At 71.7% G+C, this 16,615-nt stretch carries 15 protein-coding genes; 9 read left to right on the top strand and 6 right to left on the bottom strand.

From position 1 onward, the window contains the following. The first annotated feature begins 195 nt into the window (after window positions 1-195). From ACZ52C_RS35055 to ACZ52C_RS35040, 4 genes are all read left to right on the top strand, one after another. Window positions 196-1,116 (top strand): carbohydrate ABC transporter permease, encoded by a 921-nt coding sequence (locus tag ACZ52C_RS35055; RefSeq protein WP_469078573.1) that lies wholly within the window; start codon window positions 196-198, stop codon window positions 1,114-1,116. Then, window positions 1,113-2,015 (top strand): carbohydrate ABC transporter permease, encoded by a 903-nt coding sequence (locus tag ACZ52C_RS35050; RefSeq protein WP_469078572.1) that lies wholly within the window; start codon window positions 1,113-1,115, stop codon window positions 2,013-2,015. The genes ACZ52C_RS35055 and ACZ52C_RS35050 overlap by 4 nt, the downstream gene beginning before the upstream one ends. Before the next feature lie 2 nt (window positions 2,016-2,017). Next, window positions 2,018-3,736 carry a hypothetical protein gene (locus ACZ52C_RS35045; RefSeq protein ID WP_469078571.1) on the top strand — a complete coding sequence of 573 codons (1,719 nt, stop codon included), beginning with the start codon at window positions 2,018-2,020 and terminating at the stop codon, window positions 3,734-3,736. A 70-nt stretch (window positions 3,737-3,806) separates the two neighbouring features. After that, entirely contained in the window at window positions 3,807-5,639 is a 1,833-nt protein-coding gene (locus ACZ52C_RS35040; protein WP_469078587.1) for a hypothetical protein, read from the top strand. Window positions 5,640-5,724: 85 nt separating this feature from the next. Here ACZ52C_RS35040 and ACZ52C_RS35035 read toward each other — a convergent pair whose 3' ends face one another. Further along, a complete protein-coding gene (locus tag ACZ52C_RS35035) occupies window positions 5,725-6,384 on the bottom strand; it encodes a nucleoside/nucleotide kinase family protein (protein ID WP_469078570.1) in 660 nt (219 codons plus the stop codon). A gap of 91 nt (window positions 6,385-6,475) precedes the next feature. On the opposite strand from ACZ52C_RS35035, the gene ACZ52C_RS35030 reads away from it, so the two are divergent. Genes ACZ52C_RS35030 through ACZ52C_RS35020 form a run of 3 tightly spaced genes read left to right on the top strand, consistent with a single transcriptional unit; the run spans window position 6,476 to window position 10,529 of the window. Next, window positions 6,476-7,357 (top strand): ANTAR domain-containing protein, encoded by an 882-nt coding sequence (locus tag ACZ52C_RS35030; protein WP_469078569.1) that lies wholly within the window; start codon window positions 6,476-6,478, stop codon window positions 7,355-7,357. Window positions 7,358-7,413: 56 nt separating this feature from the next. Next, window positions 7,414-8,172, top strand: coding sequence for an HAD family hydrolase (locus tag ACZ52C_RS35025; RefSeq protein ID WP_469078568.1), 759 nt, complete (start codon window positions 7,414-7,416; stop codon window positions 8,170-8,172). Continuing rightward, entirely contained in the window at window positions 8,169-10,529 is a 2,361-nt protein-coding gene (locus ACZ52C_RS35020; protein ID WP_469078567.1) for a glycoside hydrolase family 65 protein, read from the top strand. Before ACZ52C_RS35025 ends, ACZ52C_RS35020 begins: the two co-directional genes overlap by 4 nt. Before the next feature lie 36 nt (window positions 10,530-10,565). Here ACZ52C_RS35020 and ACZ52C_RS35015 read toward each other — a convergent pair whose 3' ends face one another. From ACZ52C_RS35015 to ACZ52C_RS34995, 5 genes are all read right to left on the bottom strand, one after another. After that, window positions 10,566-11,669: a serine hydrolase domain-containing protein gene (locus tag ACZ52C_RS35015; RefSeq protein ID WP_469078586.1), complete on the bottom strand. Its 1,104-nt coding sequence runs from the start codon at window positions 11,667-11,669 to the stop codon at window positions 10,566-10,568. Between the two features lie 167 nt (window positions 11,670-11,836). Next, window positions 11,837-13,186, bottom strand: coding sequence for a CAP domain-containing protein (locus ACZ52C_RS35010; protein ID WP_469078566.1), 1,350 nt, complete (start codon window positions 13,184-13,186; stop codon window positions 11,837-11,839). Window positions 13,187-13,226: 40 nt separating this feature from the next. Then, on the bottom strand, window positions 13,227-13,544 hold the full coding sequence (locus tag ACZ52C_RS35005; protein WP_469078565.1) for a YkvA family protein: 318 nt from the start codon (window positions 13,542-13,544) through the stop codon (window positions 13,227-13,229). A 105-nt stretch (window positions 13,545-13,649) separates the two neighbouring features. Further along, window positions 13,650-14,033, bottom strand: coding sequence for a hypothetical protein (locus ACZ52C_RS35000; RefSeq protein ID WP_045560154.1), 384 nt, complete (start codon window positions 14,031-14,033; stop codon window positions 13,650-13,652). 280 nt (window positions 14,034-14,313) lie between these two features. After that, window positions 14,314-15,237 carry a MurR/RpiR family transcriptional regulator gene (locus ACZ52C_RS34995; RefSeq protein ID WP_469078564.1) on the bottom strand — a complete coding sequence of 308 codons (924 nt, stop codon included), beginning with the start codon at window positions 15,235-15,237 and terminating at the stop codon, window positions 14,314-14,316. A 155-nt stretch (window positions 15,238-15,392) separates the two neighbouring features. Here ACZ52C_RS34995 and ACZ52C_RS34990 point away from each other — a divergent pair, with 155 nt between their 5' ends. Together ACZ52C_RS34990 and ACZ52C_RS34985 are read left to right on the top strand one after the other, a co-directional pair. Further along, window positions 15,393-15,779 (top strand): hypothetical protein, encoded by a 387-nt coding sequence (locus ACZ52C_RS34990; RefSeq protein ID WP_469078563.1) that lies wholly within the window; start codon window positions 15,393-15,395, stop codon window positions 15,777-15,779. Further along, a complete protein-coding gene (locus ACZ52C_RS34985; protein WP_469078562.1) occupies window positions 15,779-16,603 on the top strand; it encodes a DUF1206 domain-containing protein in 825 nt (274 codons plus the stop codon). The genes ACZ52C_RS34990 and ACZ52C_RS34985 overlap by 1 nt, the downstream gene beginning before the upstream one ends. Window positions 16,604-16,615: the final 12 nt, after the last annotated feature.

The raw sequence follows: 16,615 nt of genomic DNA, 5'->3' as shown, positions 1-16,615 counted from the left end.
TAAGGTTGGCAGAAAAGGGCCGGGAAGAGAGGGGGAGAGGAGGAAAACGGGGGGGGGGGGGGCGGAGAAGGAACTGGCGTTCCTGGGCGTCTTTCCCCCCCCCCCCCCCCCCGGGACCGCGGACCCCACCCATGTGATGCCGGGCTCATGGCCTGAGCCTCCAGGAACCCATTCCACCAGCACGGAGTCAGCAAGATGACCAAACGCGCCCCGGACGCCTCGGACGTGTCCGTGAGCCCGCCCAGGAGACGAAGCAAGTACACCCTCGCACCGCTCGTCCTCATCTCCGGCAACGTCGTGCTCTTCGCGCTGTTCTTCGTCTGGCCGGCGGTGATCGGGCTCGTCTACTCCTTCACGAACTACACGGGCGTGGGCGCGTTCCAGTTCGTGGGACTGGACAACTATCAGAAGCTGCTCGGGGACTCGACCTTCTACGCCGCGACGACCCGCACGCTGCTGTACACCGTGCTCTTCGTCCCGCTGAACTTCGTGCTCTCGCTGCTCATCGCCAACGTGCTGGTGAGCAAGCACGCCAAGGGCGCGTCGGTCGCCCGCATCTTCTTCTTCATCCCGTGGCTGCTGTCGCCCATCATCGTGGGTGTCCTGTGGCGATGGCTGTTCGGTGAGAACTTCGGACTGGTCAACTACTTCATCGAGAAGGTCGGCGGCAGCGCCGTTCCCTGGCAGTCGAACGCGGACCTGTCACTGCTCGTGGTCGTGGTGGCGGCGGCCTGGGCCTGGACGGGCTTCTCCATGCTGCTGTTCATCGCGGCGATCAAGAACGTCCCGACGTCGTACTACGAGGCGGCCGCGCTCGACGGCGCCGGTCCGTGGCGCCAGTTCTTCAGCATCACCCTGCCGAGCATCGCCCCCACGTCCTTCATCGTCATCCTGCTCAACACGATCCACGCGATGAAGGAATACGCGGTGTTCGCCTCCCTCAACAACGGTGGACCCGGAACGTCGAACAACCTGCTGGTCCAGTACATCTACCAGACGGGGTTCAAGTCGGGCCAGATCGGCTACGCGAGCGCCGCGTCGTTCGTGCTCATGCTCATCCTGATGGCCGTCGCGATCATCCAGATGATGGTGAACCGGCGGGTGGAGAACCGATGACAACCACAGACATGCCACGCAAGGTCGACGCCGGACCCGGACGACCTGTCCGCAAGAAGCGGGCCGGCGGCTCGGCCACCGGTGGGCTTCGGCGCGCGGTGGCCCCGACGACCCTGCTGTGGGTCCTCGCGGCCCTCTACGGGGTGCCGGTGCTGTGGTTCGTCCTCAGCTCCCTCAAACCGGCCGGAGACCTGTTCTCCCTTCCGCTGACGGTGTTCCCCGACGACCCCACCGTGTCGGGTTACAAGGAGGCGTGGGCGAGCGCCAACTTCTCCGAGTACTTCATCAACACGACCATCGTGTGTGTGATCGCGACGATCCTCACGGTGGGAGTCAGCTGCTGCACCGGGTACGCGCTGGCCAAGTACGACAACAAGTGGCTCAAGGCGTTCTTCCTCTGCATCCTGGCCACCACGATGCTGCCGGCCGAGGTCATGCTCGCCCCGCTGTTCCTGGTGGTCCGCGACCTCGGCTTCTACAACTCGCTCTCCGGCATCATCCTCCCGGCCCTGCTCACCGCGACCGGCTGCTTCATGTTCCGCCAGTTCTTCCTGACGGTCCCCGACGAGCTCATCGAGGCCGCCCGCATCGACGGCGCGAAAGAGCTGTCGATCTTCCTGCGGATCATGGTGCCGCTCTCCCGGCCCATCATGCTGACGCTCGCCATCCTGTCGTTCCAGTGGCGGTGGAACGACTACATCTGGCCGCTGCTGATGCTGAACGACCCCGAGAAGTTCACCGTGCAGATCGGCATCCAGAGCCTCGTCGGCGCACAGAACATCAACTGGTCGGTGCTGCTCGGCGGATCGGTCATCTCCATGGTCCCGCTGATCGTCGTCTTCCTGGTGTTCCAGAAGTACGTCATGAACGCCGACATCAACGCCGGACTGAAGGACTGACCTTGCCCTCCCCGCTCGACCACGAGTTCGTCCGGTCGGCGGCCCGCGCCGCCGACCGGTCGGCCGCCCCCCTGGCGGCCGACCCCGACAGGGAACCCACCGGTGTCCCGCACCGTGGGCTGGCGTGGCGGGTGAAGACCCTGGTCGCGGCCCACCGTTCCCCGGACTCGGCCCTGCACGGCAGCGGGCCGGCCGTCGCCGCCGCGCTGACCCACCTGCGTGCCCTGCGGGCCACGCAGACCACCACCGGACTCTTCGCCGGCGGCGACAACGTGCAGTCACCGCCGGACTCCGCCTTCACCGTCAACGACGTGTGCGACGCGCACGTCCTCGCCGCCGGCGCGGGGCCCGAACTGCGCGACGTCACCGCCGCGCTCGCCGACATCGCCGGCGCCGCGACGGCCAGTCTCCTGACCGGTGGGGTGCACACCCCGAACCACCGCTGGGAGCTGTGCGCGGCGCTGGCCCGGCTGCACCGGTCGTTCCCGGACGACCGGCTGCTCCACCGCGTCGAGCAGTGGCTCGCCGAGGGCGTCGACATCGACGCGGACGGCCTGTACTCGGAACGCAGCGCCAACTACGCGGCCCATGTGTCCAACCCGTCGCTGCTGCTCCTCGCCGAGGTGCTCGGCCGCGCCGACCTCCAGGGCGCCGTCGAACGCAATCTCGCCACCACCCTGGACCTGATCAGGCCGGACGGCACGGTGGAGACCGTCCACTCGCGACGGCAGGACCAGTACCACCCGTTCCCGCTCGCGCCCTACCTGCCGCACTACCGGCTGCTCGCGATCCGCACCGGCCGGGGCGACTTCGCCAGGGCGGCACGGCTCGCGGCCGCCGGTGGCATCGACGACCCCGACCTGCTCGCGCAGACCCTGCTCACCCCCGACCTGTGCCGCGCGCTGCCGGCCCCGGCCGCGGAGACCCTGCCGCGTGAGCGGTACCTCACCACCGCACGCCTGGCCGCGCGCGCCTCGGCGACCGCGCACACGGTGGTCCATGGCGGCTCCGACGTGCCCGAACACCGACGCATCCGCTCGGGCCTCGCCTGCAACCCCACCTTCCTGCGCCTGTTCGCCGGCGACGCGGTCCTCGACGCGGTTCGTCTCTCGCGGGGGTTCTTCGACCTGGGCCCGTTCCGTGCCGCCGACATGCGACAGATCGCCGACCACCGGTACCGGCTCACCGAAACCCTCACCGCCGCCTACTACCAGCCGCTCCCTGAGGACCGGCGGCGGGACGACGGCGCCTACCGGCTGGTGGACGACGGACGCTTCTCGGCCTCGATGGCCTTCCCGGACCGGCCCAGGGACGAGGTCTCCCACACGACCCGCGTCGACGTGGAACTCCGGGAGGACGGCGCCGACCTGCGGATCGACATCAGCGGACCCCGGGTCCCCTGGGCCCTCGAACTGACCTTCCGGCCGGGCGGCGAGCCGGAGGGGGCCGTACCGATCGGCGACGGCCGCTGGTGCCTGACGAACGGGCCGATGACCTACCGGGTCGGCGACGACGAGATCCGGGTCGAGGCCGAGATCGAGGCGGGCGAACCGCCGGCCGGGCCGGACCGGAGCGACGTACTGCGGTACGACCCGGGCCAGGACCACACCGTGGTGGGCGGCACCGACGCCACGACCGGCAACCGTGTCTACCTCGGTGGACTGGGCCCCCACACACTGACCGTCGCACTGCGTGCCCGCCGGCCCGCACCCGTCGTGTGACTCCGACGCACCACGCCATGGCCACCCCAGGTACGAAGGGCTGATCCCCGTGGACCTCACGTCCCCTCCCGTGCACCTCACGCACCAGCGCCGGCCCCTGCACGACCTGCCGTCCACCCCCGAGGCGTACGACGAGGTCCTCACCGAGGTCGTCGAGCAGGCCCTCGCGCGCATCACGCCCGAGGGCAACCTCGAACACCCCGACTGTGTCGACGACATCGGCGACACCTCCCTCGGCATCACCTCCCTGCTCGCCCTCGCCTGGCAGCGCACCAAGGACCCGCGTCTGCCGGAGGCGGTCGGCCGCAGCACCGACTTCCACCTCCGGGAGCGCGTCTTCACCGACGACAACCCCGGCTACCCGAACCTGCGGGTGCGCAACTCCGGCTTCCCGTACGCCCGTTACACCCTGGCGCCCGGCGCCCACCCGATCGGCGACTGGCCGAGCACCGTCTGGGCGCTCCTCCAGGCCGTCAACCTGCTCGACCTCGCCGAGGGCCTCCTCACCGACGAACAGACCGGCGCCCTGCGGGAGATGAGCCGCGGCTACTGGCGCTGGCTCACCGAGGCGACCTTCTTCAACCCGCAGGAGGCCGGCAACCAGGCCATCGGCTGCGTCGTCGGCGGCCTGATGCTGGCCCGCCACCTTCCGCCCGAGGACGGCGAGCGGGTCCGCGCACAGGCGATCACCCTGTACGCCGACGAGATCCGCGCCCACCGGGTACGCGACCGGGGCGCCCTCCTCCCACCCGAGCACGGCGGCGCCTACGACAACAACTACGGCCCCATCTCCCTGTCCTTCCTCGCCCAGGCCCACCGGGTGAGCGGCGAGGAGATGTTCGCCGAGGACGGGGAGGCGGTCGCCCGCTACATCGACGCACGCCTCACCGTCGGCGGCTTCGACAACGGCGGCCCCCGCTACAGCGAACAGCACTCCGGCTTCGAGTCCGTGCTCGGCCTGCGCTACTTCGGCCACCGCATCGGCGCCGACCTGGGCCGCTACCGGGGCGACACCCGATGGGGCCGGCACGCGGTCAAGCCGGACGGCGGCGTCGACGGCCACTTCGCGTGGATGCTGGTCTGGCAGATCCTGGACACCACACCCTGGCACCGCGCCCCGTCCACCCGGCCGGCCCGGCACCAACTGCGGGCGGGCCGGGTCTCCGTCGCCTTCGACTCCAGGATGACGCCCGCCCTGATCGAGGCCGACGGGACCTATCTCCTCCCCGCCGCAGTCGACCGCCAGCACGGCTTCGGGCCGGTCGTCGACGGCTTCCTGCTCTGCCGGCCCATGGGCGAGACCCGGGTCCGGGACGTCCGCGCCGACGGCCTCGCGGCCAAGCTCGTCACCAAGCCCGTCGTCACCCGCGACCACGTCCTGCGGCACGTCCAGTCCCTGTACGTCACCGACGGCACCCGACTGTGGACCACGGTCGCCGTCGAACGCCTACCGGGCGAGCCGTACCTCCTCGCCGGACTGCCGTACGTGGCGGACGACGCCCAGGGCCTGCGCCGGATCGCGGACGCCGATGTGACCTCGGCCGGCGACCTGTGGCTGACCCACCCGGCCGCCGAGGGCCCGGAGTTCTTCGACGCCCGCGCCGACACCACCCAGGAACGCGCCGCCTTCGCCCTCGCCGCCGACCCGCGCGGCTACGGAAACCCCGACGAGGGCTGGTCCCACCTGGTGGCCTCCACGGCCATCGAGGCCACCCCCGCACCGGGTGCGCCGGACGACCTCAGCGTCTTCGCCGTCCGCTACGGCGGCTCCGGCGACATCTTCGACCCCACGTTCGACCGCGTCGCGGAGGGGCTGAGGGTCCGCACGGAGGCGTTCACGGCCGTGATCGGTGACCCGGCGGGCGACGACCGGGGCGAACCGACCCTGACCCTGCGCCCCTGACCTCCCGCCCCCGGCCAAAAGCCGCACAAGCCGGCAGCCCGACGTTCCTGACGACGTCGGGCTGCCTCATTCCCCCGGCCCGTTCCTACGCTCCCGCCTCCACCGCGGGCATCGCCGACGCCGGCACCACCAGGTCCGCGTACGGCCTGGTCGTCGCCACCAGCTCCGCGTTGCGCTCGTCCGTGCGGAGGACCCAGGCGACCGCCTCGTCATGCCCCTTGCCGAACTCCTCGTGGCGGGCGACCAGACGACGGACACGCTCGGCCTCGTCCAGCTCGCAGAACCACACCTCGTCCAGCTGGGAACGGACACGCGACCAGGGTTCGCCGGGCACCAGCAGATAGTTCCCCTCGGTGACGACCAGCCGCGCGGACGGCGGGACCGGGATCGCCCCCGCGATCGGCTGCTCCAGGGTCCGCTCGAACCCCGGCGCGTACACGACGTCGTCCTCGTCGCCCCGCAACCGCTCCAGCAGGGCCGCGTACCCCGCCGCGTCGAAGGTGTCCGGCGCGCCCTTGCGGTTCCGGCGGTCGAGGCGGTCGAGCTCCACGTCCGCCAGATGGAAACCGTCCATGGGGACATGGGCGACCCAGGGCTCGCCGGCGCCGTTCAGCTCCCGGGTCAGCCGCTCCGCCAAGGTGGTCTTCCCGGCGCCGGGGCCGCCCGCGATTCCGAGGAGGGCGCGGCGGTCGGGGCGGGCCAGGGCGGCGGCCCGGCGCAGCAGGTCGTCGAAGGTCAGAGGCATGAGGAAGACGGTAGACCCGACCGGCGTACTCCGACCCGGGCCGGGCAGACGACCCCTGCTGTCATTCGAGCGGGACAAGTGGAAGGTGCCCATGCGTGCAGGACCCTGGTCGGAGCCGGACGGCGACGACGAGGCGGTGCGGGAGGAACTGGCGCGGCTGCGCGCCGAGGTACGACAGCTGCGCACCCGGACGGAGAGCCGGGCGTCGGTCGCCCAGGCCCAGGGCATGCTGCGGGAGCGCTACGCCCTGCCGGACGCCGAGTCCGCGTTCGCGCTGCTCCAGCGGGCCTCGCAGCAGTACAACGTCAAACTGCGCACCCTCGCCGACGCGGCGGTCAGCGCACCGCGTCCGGGTGCCCGCGACGCGCTGTGGTTCCCCGGCCGGGCCCGGCACGCGGAGCCGGCCCTCAGCTTCGGGGAGGCACGCGACCGCCGCACCGGACGCCGCAACCGGAGCGAGGTGCTGACCTCCGTCCTCAGCCAGGCCCTCACCGTCGTCGGCACCGACATGGGCAACGTGCAGATCGCCGACCGCACCGAGGGCGGACTGCGCATCGAACGGCACACGGGCCACCCGGCGGAGTTCGTCGACTTCTTCGCGCACGTCGGTGAGGACGGCACCGCCTGCGCCAAGGCCGCGCGGGACGTCGCCCAGGTCACCGTCCAGGACGTGGCGACGGACCCGGTGTTCACCGAGGACGCCCGCACGGCGATCCTGCGCGCGGGCAGCCGCGCCTGCCACAGCGTGCCCCTGACCACGTCCTCCGGACTGTGCGTGGGCATGGTCTCCGCCCACTTCGAACGCCCGCTCAAGGGGTTGACGCGCGCTCAGCTCAAGGCGCTCACCGTCGCGGCCGCTGAGACCGGCGAGTGGCTCGCCTGGCACGACCGGACCGTCGTCCTGGACGCTCTGGAGCACCTGCACACCCTCGGCCGCGCGCAGGGCGGCGGCGGCAGCATCAGCCGCCGATGACCCGGTTCTCACCCGCCCGGCACACTGACTTCCGTACGACGGGGAACCCCACCTCCATGACCGCAACGAGCGAACTCACCGAACTGGGTCTGCCCCGGCGGATCCGCGCCTGCCTCTTCGACCTCGACGGGGTCGTCACCAGGACGGCCGTCGTGCACGCCGCCGCATGGCAGAAGGCGTTCGACGAGTTCCTGCGCCGACGCGACGGTGACGACTTCCGGCCCTTCGACCCCGCCGCCGACTACGACCAGTACGTCGACGGCCTGCCCCGCGCCGACGGCGTCCGCACCTTCCTGGCCTCCCGGGACATCCACCTCCCCGACGGCACCCCCGACGACCCGCCCGACGCCCCCACCGTGCACGGCCTCGGCAACCGCAAGAACGACATCCTGCTGGACCTCATCCGCACCGACGGTGTCGAGGCCTACGACGGCACCCTGCGCTACATCGAACGCGTCCGCGCCCACGGCCTGCGCACCGCCATCGTCTCCTCCAGCGCCAACTGCCGGGACGTCCTGCGCTCCATCGACGCCGAGGACCTCTTCGACGTACGGATCGACGGCGTGGTCGCCGCCGAACGCGGCCTGCCGGGCAAACCCCGCCCCGACACCTTCCTCGCCGCCGCCCACGACCTCGGCGTCGAACCCGCCGACGCCGCCGTCTTCGAGGACGCCCTCGCCGGCATGGACGCCGGACGCGCGGGCCGCTTCGGACACGTCGTCGGCCTCGACCGCGTCGGCCAGGCCGACGCCCTGCGCGCCCACGGCGCCGACACCGTCGTGGCGGACCTCACGGACCTGGGGGAGTGGGCGTGATCACACACAGGTCGTACGGCGTCGATCCGTGGGCGCTGCGCGAACAGGGCCTCCACCTCGACGTCCTGCCCCAGAGCGAATCCGTGTTCGCCCTCGCCAACGGGCACGTCGGCTGGCGCGGCAACCTCGACGAGGGCGAACCGCACGGGCTGCCCGGCACCTATCTCAACGGCGTCCACGAACTGCACCCGCTGCCCTACGCGGAGGCCGGCTACGGCTACCCCGAGTCCGGGCAGACGGTCATCGACGTCACCAACGGCAAGCTCCTCCGCCTGCTCGTCGACGACGAACCCTTCGACCTGCGCTACGGCCGACTGCGCTCCCACGAACGCGTCCTCGACCTCCGCGCGGGCGTGCTGCGCCGCAGCTGCGAGTGGACCTCCCCGGCCGGCACGACCGTCCGGGTGCGCTCCACCCGCCTGGTGTCCTTCACCCAGCGGGCGATCGCCGCCGTGGCCTACGAGGTCGAGGCCGTCGACGGCGAGGCACGCGTCGTCGTCCAGTCGGAGCTGGTCGCCAACGAGCAACTGCCCCGGCGCGAGGGCGATCCCCGGGCCGCCGTCGCCCTGGAGGCCCCGCTGGAGGCGGAGGAGCACTTCGCCGACGGGACGCGGCTCCGGCTGGTCCACCGCACCCGGCGCAGCGGTCTGCGCGTCGCGGCCGCCGCCGACCACGTCGTCACCGGGCCCGGCCAGATCACCACCGGCGCCGAGAGCCGGGACGACGTCGCCCGCCTCACCGCCACCACCGTCCTGGCGCCCGGCGAGCGGCTGCGGGTGGAGAAGACGGTCGCCCACGGCTGGTCCAGCACCCGCTCGCTGCCCGCGGTCGGCGACCAGGTCGACGCCGCCCTCTCCGCCGCCGCGTACGGCGGCTGGCAGGGCCTCGTCGACGAACAGCGGTCCTACCTCGACGACTTCTGGGCCCGCGCCGACGTCGAGGTCGACGGCGACGAGGAGATCCAGCAGGCCGTACGCTTCGCCCTGTTCCACGTCCTCCAGGCGGGCGCCCGTGCCGAACAGCGCGCCATCCCCGCCAAGGGCCTCACCGGGTCCGGCTACGACGGCCACGCCTTCTGGGACACCGAGACCTTCGTCCTGCCGCTGCTCACCCACACCGCCCCCGGCGCGGTCACCGAGGCCCTGCGCTGGCGGCAGAACGCCCTGCCCGCCGCCCGTGACCGCGCGGCTCAACTCGGCCTGAAGGGCGCCGCGTTCCCCTGGCGGACCATCGACGGCTCGGAGCGCTCGGCGTACTGGCCCGCCGGCACGGCCGCCTTCCACGTGGGCGCCGCCATCGCCGACGCCGTGGTCCGCCACACCGCCGTCACCGGCGACACGGCCTTCGAACGCGACACCGGCGTCGAACTCCTCGTCGAGACCGCCCGGCTCTGGCGCTCCCTCGGCCACCACGACCACCACGGGGCCTTCCACATCGACGGTGTGACCGGCCCGGACGAGTACAGCGCCGTCGTCGACGACAACACGTACACCAACCTCATGGCCCGCCGGAACCTGCTGGCCGCGTGCGACGCCGTCGAACGCCATCCCGACCGCGCCCGGCAGCTCGGCGTCGACGAGGAGGAGAGCGCCGCCTGGCGCGACGCCGCCCAGGCCATGTACGTCCCCTACGACGACGAGCTGGGCGTCCACGAGCAGCACGCGGGGTTCACCCGCCACCAGCGCTGGGACTTCGAGAACACCGGGCCCGACCAGTACCCGCTGATGCTGCACTTCCCCTACTTCGACCTCTACCGCAAACAGGTCGTCAAGCAGGCCGACCTGGTCCTCGCGATGTACAAGTGCGGCGACCACTTCGACGACGACCAGATGGCCCGCGACTTCGCCTACTACGAACCGCTCACCGTCCGCGACTCCTCCCTGTCCGCCTGCTGCCAGGCCGTTATCGCGGCCCAGGTCGGCCACCTCGGTCTCGCCTACGACTATCTGACCGAGTCGGCGCTGATGGATCTGGCGGACCTGGAGCACAACACCCGCGACGGCCTGCACATCGCCGCCCTCGCCGGCACCTGGACGGCGCTGGTCGCGGGCTTCGGCGGGATGCGCCAGCACGGCACGACCGTCGGCTTCGCACCCCGCCTCCCCGAGCGCCTGAGCAGGCTCGCCTTCAACGTCGGGCTGCTCGACACCTGTCTGCGCGTGGAGATCAAACCCCGCCACGCCACCTACACCCTGCTGTCCGGCGACACGCTGACCATCCGTCACCACGGCGAGCCGGTCACCCTCGACGGGGACAAGCCCCGGCGGCTGGACATCCCGGCGCCGACCTCACCCGGCCCGGCGCCGGACCAGCCGCCGCACCGCCGCCCCGGACGCCACCGGGGGAGGGCGGGCTGAGACGCCGGGCGGCCGAGGGCGTGCCCCGCGCGGCCGTCAGCCGCAGAAGGTGGACTCCAGCGTGCGGTTGACCGTCGCGTACACCGTGCCGTTGTTGGAGGTGTTGGCGAACGAGGTCACACTGCGCTTGCCGTTCTTCGAGGTGAACGCCCAGGTGTAGTAGCCCTGAACCGTCCCCGTGTGCCCGTACACCGAGACCCCGCACGACAGGTCGCGCCGGCGCAGCCCCAGCCCGTACGCCTGGGTGCTGTTCACCGGCGTCCACGTCAGCATCTCCTTCAGCCGGGCCGCCGAGGTGAGCTTGCCCTGCACCAGAGCCGACATGAACCTGTTCAGGTCCTTGGCCCCGGACACCAGACCGCCCGCGCTCTGCGCCCACGACGTCGTCTGCAACGTCGAGTCGATCTTCTTGCCGGAGGAGTCGGCGGTCATGTAACCGCGCGAGTGCTTGCCGGGGATCGTGTTCTTCGGGTGGACGTAGAAGGTGTCCGCCAGCTTCAACGGCTTGATGATCCGGTCCTGGTACGCGGTCGCCACCGGCTTCTTGGTGATCTTCTCGATGAGCATGCCCGCGACGACGAAGTTGGCGTTGGAGTACGCGTAGGACGCGCCCGGCTTGTTGGTCAGCGGCTTGGCGAGCGACAGGTCCACCAGCTGACGGTAGGTGAACACCTTGTTCCGCACGTTCTCGAACCCCGCCACGCTGGGGGAGAAGAGGGTGTTGGCGTAGTCGTACAGCCCGCTGCGGTGGCTGAGCACATGGCGCACGGTGATCTTCTTGTCGGGCAGCAGGCCCGGCAGATAGGTGTTGACGGAGGTGTCGAGCTTGATCTTGCCCTCGTCCACCAGTTGCAGCAGGACCACCGCCGTGAACGTCTTGGTGACACTGCCGACGCGGATGCGGTCCCCGGTGCCGAGGGCCCGCTTGGTGGACCGGTCCGCGACGCCCTCCGCCAGGTGGTGCACCTTGCCGTTGTCGTCGATCCTCGCGAACGCGCCCGGCGCCCCCTGCGACAGCGCCGTGCGCAGCGTTTTTCGCAGTTCGGTCGTATCGGGCCCCGCCGCGGGGGCCGCGTGGGCCGGGGCCGTCAGGAGGGAGGACAGGACGACCGCGCCCAGTGTCGCCACACCCGTGCCCACCGTTCTCGAAACCAGCGTTCTCGAAACCATCTGAACCATCCGATTCGTCTCCTGTTGCCCGCCGTCATCGACACGTGCATTGGAGTCGAGTGATCACGGAGAGTCAAGTAGCCAGGTCTGGGGGCGAGTTGCCCGACCCGAAAGAGGGACAGTCGGGTGGATCGGTTTCAGCCGCCGAAGAGCTGGGTCCAGTACGTGCCGGCCGCGCCGCCGCCGACGAATCCGATACCTATACGGGTGAAGCCGGGTTTGAGGATGTTCGCCCGGTGCCCGGGGCTGTTCATCCAGCCGAGCACCACCTCGGCGGCGGACCGCTGGCCGCACGCGATGTTCTCCCCGATGGACCGCAGGGTGGAGCCGGCCGCCGCCGCGCGGTGCCAGGGTTCGCGGCCGTCGGGGGAGGTGTGCGCGTAGAAGGCGCGGGCCACCATGTCGGCGCTGTGCGCCTGGGCGGCGTCGGTGAGACGGGGGTCGGGGGAGAGCGGGGGGAGGCCGGCCCTGGCCCGTTCGGTGTTGGTGAGGGTGATGACCTCGGTGGCGGTCCGGCGGAGGCCGGCGGGGGAGAAGGGCTGCGCCCAGAGGGCCGTCCAGTAGACGGTTCCCGAGCGGGGGTCGGTGGCCTGGCCCAAGCCCGCCTGGGTGCAGGCGGGTTCGCAGAGGGTGCGCCTGGCCTTGGGGTCGGAGCGGCAGTGGTCCACGAACTCGGCGGCGGTACGGGGGCCGGAGACCAGGTGTTCGCCGATGGTGAGGTAGGCGTAACCGGTGGAGGTGACGCGCTGGTGGACGGAGAGGCCCTCGCTCTCCGAGGCGAGCCGGCCGCGGGCGGCCATCGCGGTGGCGTGGGTCTGCGCGGCGGTCGAGAGGCGGGCGTCGGGTGAGACGGGCGGAGAACCCGCGGCGGCTCGGGCGGAGTTGACCAGGTCGAGGAAGTCGGTGGGGACGGAGGTGGGGGAGGGTGGGGTTGTGGGGCGGGTGCGGGTCGGTGGGGGCTGGTCGTGCAGTTCCCCGCGCCCCTGACGGGGCGCGCCCGCCGTCGCGTCCTCCAGCACCTCCACGCCGAAGTCCCGCGCCACCCCCGCCAGTCCATCCGCGTATCCCTGGCCGAGGGCCCGTAGCTTCCAGCCCGGCCCCTTGCGGTACAGCTCCGCCAACAGCAGTACGGTCTCGCGCTGGGGCCTCGGCGGGGTGAAGCGGGTGATCGTGCGGCCGTCGGGGGTCGTGACGAGCAGGGTCGGGGCGGGCAGATGGCCCAACGGGGTGCCCGGCTCGGCGGGGCTGATGACGACGGTGAGACGGGTCGCGCCGGGGCGGAGGCCCGGTGGATCCACCGTCAGGGTGTCACCCGCCAGCCGGGCCCCCGGGGCTGTCGGCTGGTTGTAGAAGACGAAGTCCGCGTCGCCGCGGACTCTTCCGGTGTCGTCGGTGACGAGGGCGGAGACGTCGAAGGGGCCCGGCACCCTGATCGTCAGGGTGCCGCTCGGCAGAGGGACGTTGCCCCCGGGTACCAGCTCGTTCATCGGTGCCGTCCGTCGCAGTGACCGTCAGCCCGACAACGCCTCATCCCCGTACGGCGGTTCCCGTGCCCTCCTGCCGCTCCATCGCCGCCAGGGCGTCCTGGCGGCCGGAGCGCATGGACCTGATCGCCAGCAGGAGGACCCCGATGTCGTCCAGGTAGACCGGGTCCGGCACCAGGTCGGTCGGCAGGACGAGATAGAGGACGGCACCCCAGAAGACCCACTTGGGGCCGGTGGGGAGTCCGGCCCGGCGCAGTTCGCGTCGGGTGCGGACGAGCCGCAGGAGCAGCCAGAGGGCCGCTCCGAGCAGCGCGGCCGCGACCACCGCGACCGCGACGATCACCCACGTCCAGGAATCCATCTCTCCCGCCCCTCCGTCGGGCCGGGCGGGGCGCCCGGCCGGTGCCTGTCCATCGTCTACCCCCGGCGGCGCCGTGTACCGAGGCGCGCGGGAACGGGGGGCGGGTCAGTGCGCGGCGCGGGCCAGGTTGTGGTCGACGAGGGCCTGGCTGACGGCCCGGATGGAGCGGGCCATGTGGTTCAGCTGCATGACCTCGGCGGCGTACATCTTGATGGTGTGCTCGATGACCGACTCGGACATGCCGAGGCTGGGCAGCTCGGAGCGGGCGGTCTGCAGGGCGGTGCGGGCGACCCGGATCTCGTGCTGGACCTGGATCTGCGCGTGGCGGGCGAGCAGCACGGGGTGGCGCATCATCGCCGGATAGGTGCCGTAGCGGGCCGGTACCAGCTCGCGCAGCCACTTGGCCGCGGACCTCTCCCAGTCGTAACTGCCGGGTGTCTTGACCTGACACGGCCAGTCCGTGCGGAGGGGCGAGGTGGTCAGGGCCATGTTTCAACACTCCGGTCTTGCATCGACGCCGTGGGTGCAGCAGCGGGTGGGGGGAGTCCGGGCGGCCCCGGCATAGGGGATGGCCGGGGCCGCCTCCCGGGGTGCCGTGGCGGGTAGGAGCGGACGGTCCCCGGTGGACGACGTGACCCGGCGTTCCACCGGGTCACGATCCGCGAGCAGTATTTATATATACCCCTGAGTATGCAAGGGCATGGAAAAATTCATGCCGGGAAAGACAGGAAGAATCCCCCGCTGTCCTGGCATGGGGGGTGGAGCGCGATCAGTCCCTGAGGAAGAACTGGTGCTGCTCCGACACCTGCTCGTACGCCTCCAGCCGGGCCTGGGTGCGCTCGGGGTCGGCGTCGGTCATGGCCTGCAGCAGGGCGGAGGACATCATCACGGGGGCCGCGTAGGAGTCGAAGACGAGGCGGGAGCCGGTGCCGGTGGCGAAGACGGCGTCCGCCTCGTCCGCGAGCGGCCCGAGCGCCAGATCGGTCACCAGGGCCACCTTGAGCCCGGCACCGTGGGCCACCCGCAGCGCGGTCAGCGTCTCCTGCGCGTGCCGGGGCATGGAGAACGCCAGGACCCATGTACCGCCCGCCTCACGGGACTGCAGCAGCGCGTCGTAGGCGACCGTGCCGCCCTTCGTCACCAGCCGCACGTCGGGGTGGATACGGCGCGCGGCGTACGCGAAGTACTCGGCGAGCGCGCCGGAGATCCTGAGGCCGAGGACGGTCAGCGGAGCCGAGCGGGACAGGGCGCGGCCGACCTCGATCACCTGGTCCGGGTCGGCGAAGTCGCGCCGCAGGTTCTCCAGGTTCTCGATCTCGGCGTCCACGGCGGCCTGCAGTTCGTTGCTGCGGTCCGCCACCGAAACGCCCGGGGCGCTGCCGAGGGTGGCCAGCGCGATGGCCTGGAGCCGCTCGCGGAGCGCGGGGTAGCCGCTGAAGCCGACGGCCGCCGCGAACCGGGTCACCGAGGGCTGGCTCACGCCGACCCGTTCCGCGAGGTCGGTGATCGACAGGAACGCGGCCTCGGTGATGTGCTCGATCAGGTACTGGGCGATCCGCCGCTGCCCCGGGGAGAGCCGGGGGCCGTCGAACAGCTCCCTGAGCCGGGACGTGGGCGACTGCTCGGTGTCCGGGGCGGTCCGCCCCGACGTGATCGCTGATGCCTGCGCACGTGCCTGCTGCGGCGATGGCACCCGCGCGCCTCCTTCGTCTCCCACGAGCACTCAACATAGCCCACGGCCCGTGCCGGGCCGGGCGGATCCCGCGACCTGCGAGAACCCCGTTTCGGGCACACCATGGGGGTACCCGGGGTACCCGCACCCTGTCGCTCACCCGAGGGAGAAGGCTCGTGACCCTGCCCAGTCTGCCCGTGTCCCAGGTGGAGGTCGTGCTCTGCGACTGCTCCGCCCAGGACGCCGAACGCGTCTTCGCCTGTCTGCGTGCCCATTTCGAGTCGGACCGGCGCCCGGACGACCCGCCGCACGAGACCGGCACCGACCGGCCCACGATGTGGACCGGCATGTACGACACCGCCGCCGTCTCCACCGGCGCCGGCCGCCGGCCCGAGCCGCCGTCCGCGCCCGTCACCGTCGAGGTCCAGGGCAGCCCGCCCGCCGTACGGCTGCTGCGGTCCGCCCTGGAGGAGGAGTACGCCGTGCGTCAGGTCGGCGTGGACGCCGGTGACCAGGAGGTCCAGCTCCAGCTGCGGATCGAGGGGCGGGAGGGGCGGGTCTGATGACGACTCTGGGGGTGGGCACCGGGCGCGCGGCCCGGAGTTCGGTGACCGAGGGCGCGGCCCGTGCCGGACTGACCGCGCGCGGCGTCATCTATCTGCTGGTCGGGGCGCTGGCCCTGCAGATCGCCTTCGGCGGGAGCTCGGAACAGGCGGACCGGAAGGGCGCCCTGGAGGAGATCGCCGAGAAGCCGCTGGGCTCCGTGATGCTGTGGGCCCTGGGCATCGGCCTGGTGGGCATGGCGCTGTGGCGGCTGTCGGAGGCCGTGTTCGGGGCGGCGGGCCCCGACGGCCGCAAGTGGACCAAGCGGCTCGCGTCGGCCGCGCGCTTCGTCTTCTACGCCTTCGTCGCCTACTCGGTGCTGACCTTCGCGGCGGGCGGGGGCAGCGGGGGAGGCGGCGGTTCCAGCGACGAGCAGTCCCGGGACATCACCGCACGCGCGCTCGAACTCCCCGGCGGCCAGTGGCTCGTGGGCGCGGCGGGCGTGGGTGTGATCGCCGCGGGCGGGTGGATCGGCGTACGGGCCGCGATGCGCTCGTACCACAAGCACCTCAGGCTCGGCGAGATGTCACGGCGCACGCGCCGTCTCGTCGACGTCACCGGGGTGGTCGGCGGGGTCGCCCGCGGCCTGGTGTTCGCCACCGCCGGTGTCTTCGCCGTCCGCGCCGCGATCGAGTACGAACCCGACAAGGCGAAGGGTCTCGACGACACCCTCCGCTCCTTCGCCGAGGCCCCCGCGGGCCCGGCGCTCCTGGCCTGTGTCGCGGCCGGACTGGTCCTGTTCGGGCTGTTCTCGTTCTCCATGGCGCGCTGGCGCAAGGTGTGAGGGACGCCGGGA

It is taken from the genome of Streptomyces sp. NPDC034049, from assembly GCF_055575575.1.
Note: the sequence above shows the minus strand (reverse complement) of the source record. Positions and strands in the feature narration are given on the sequence as shown.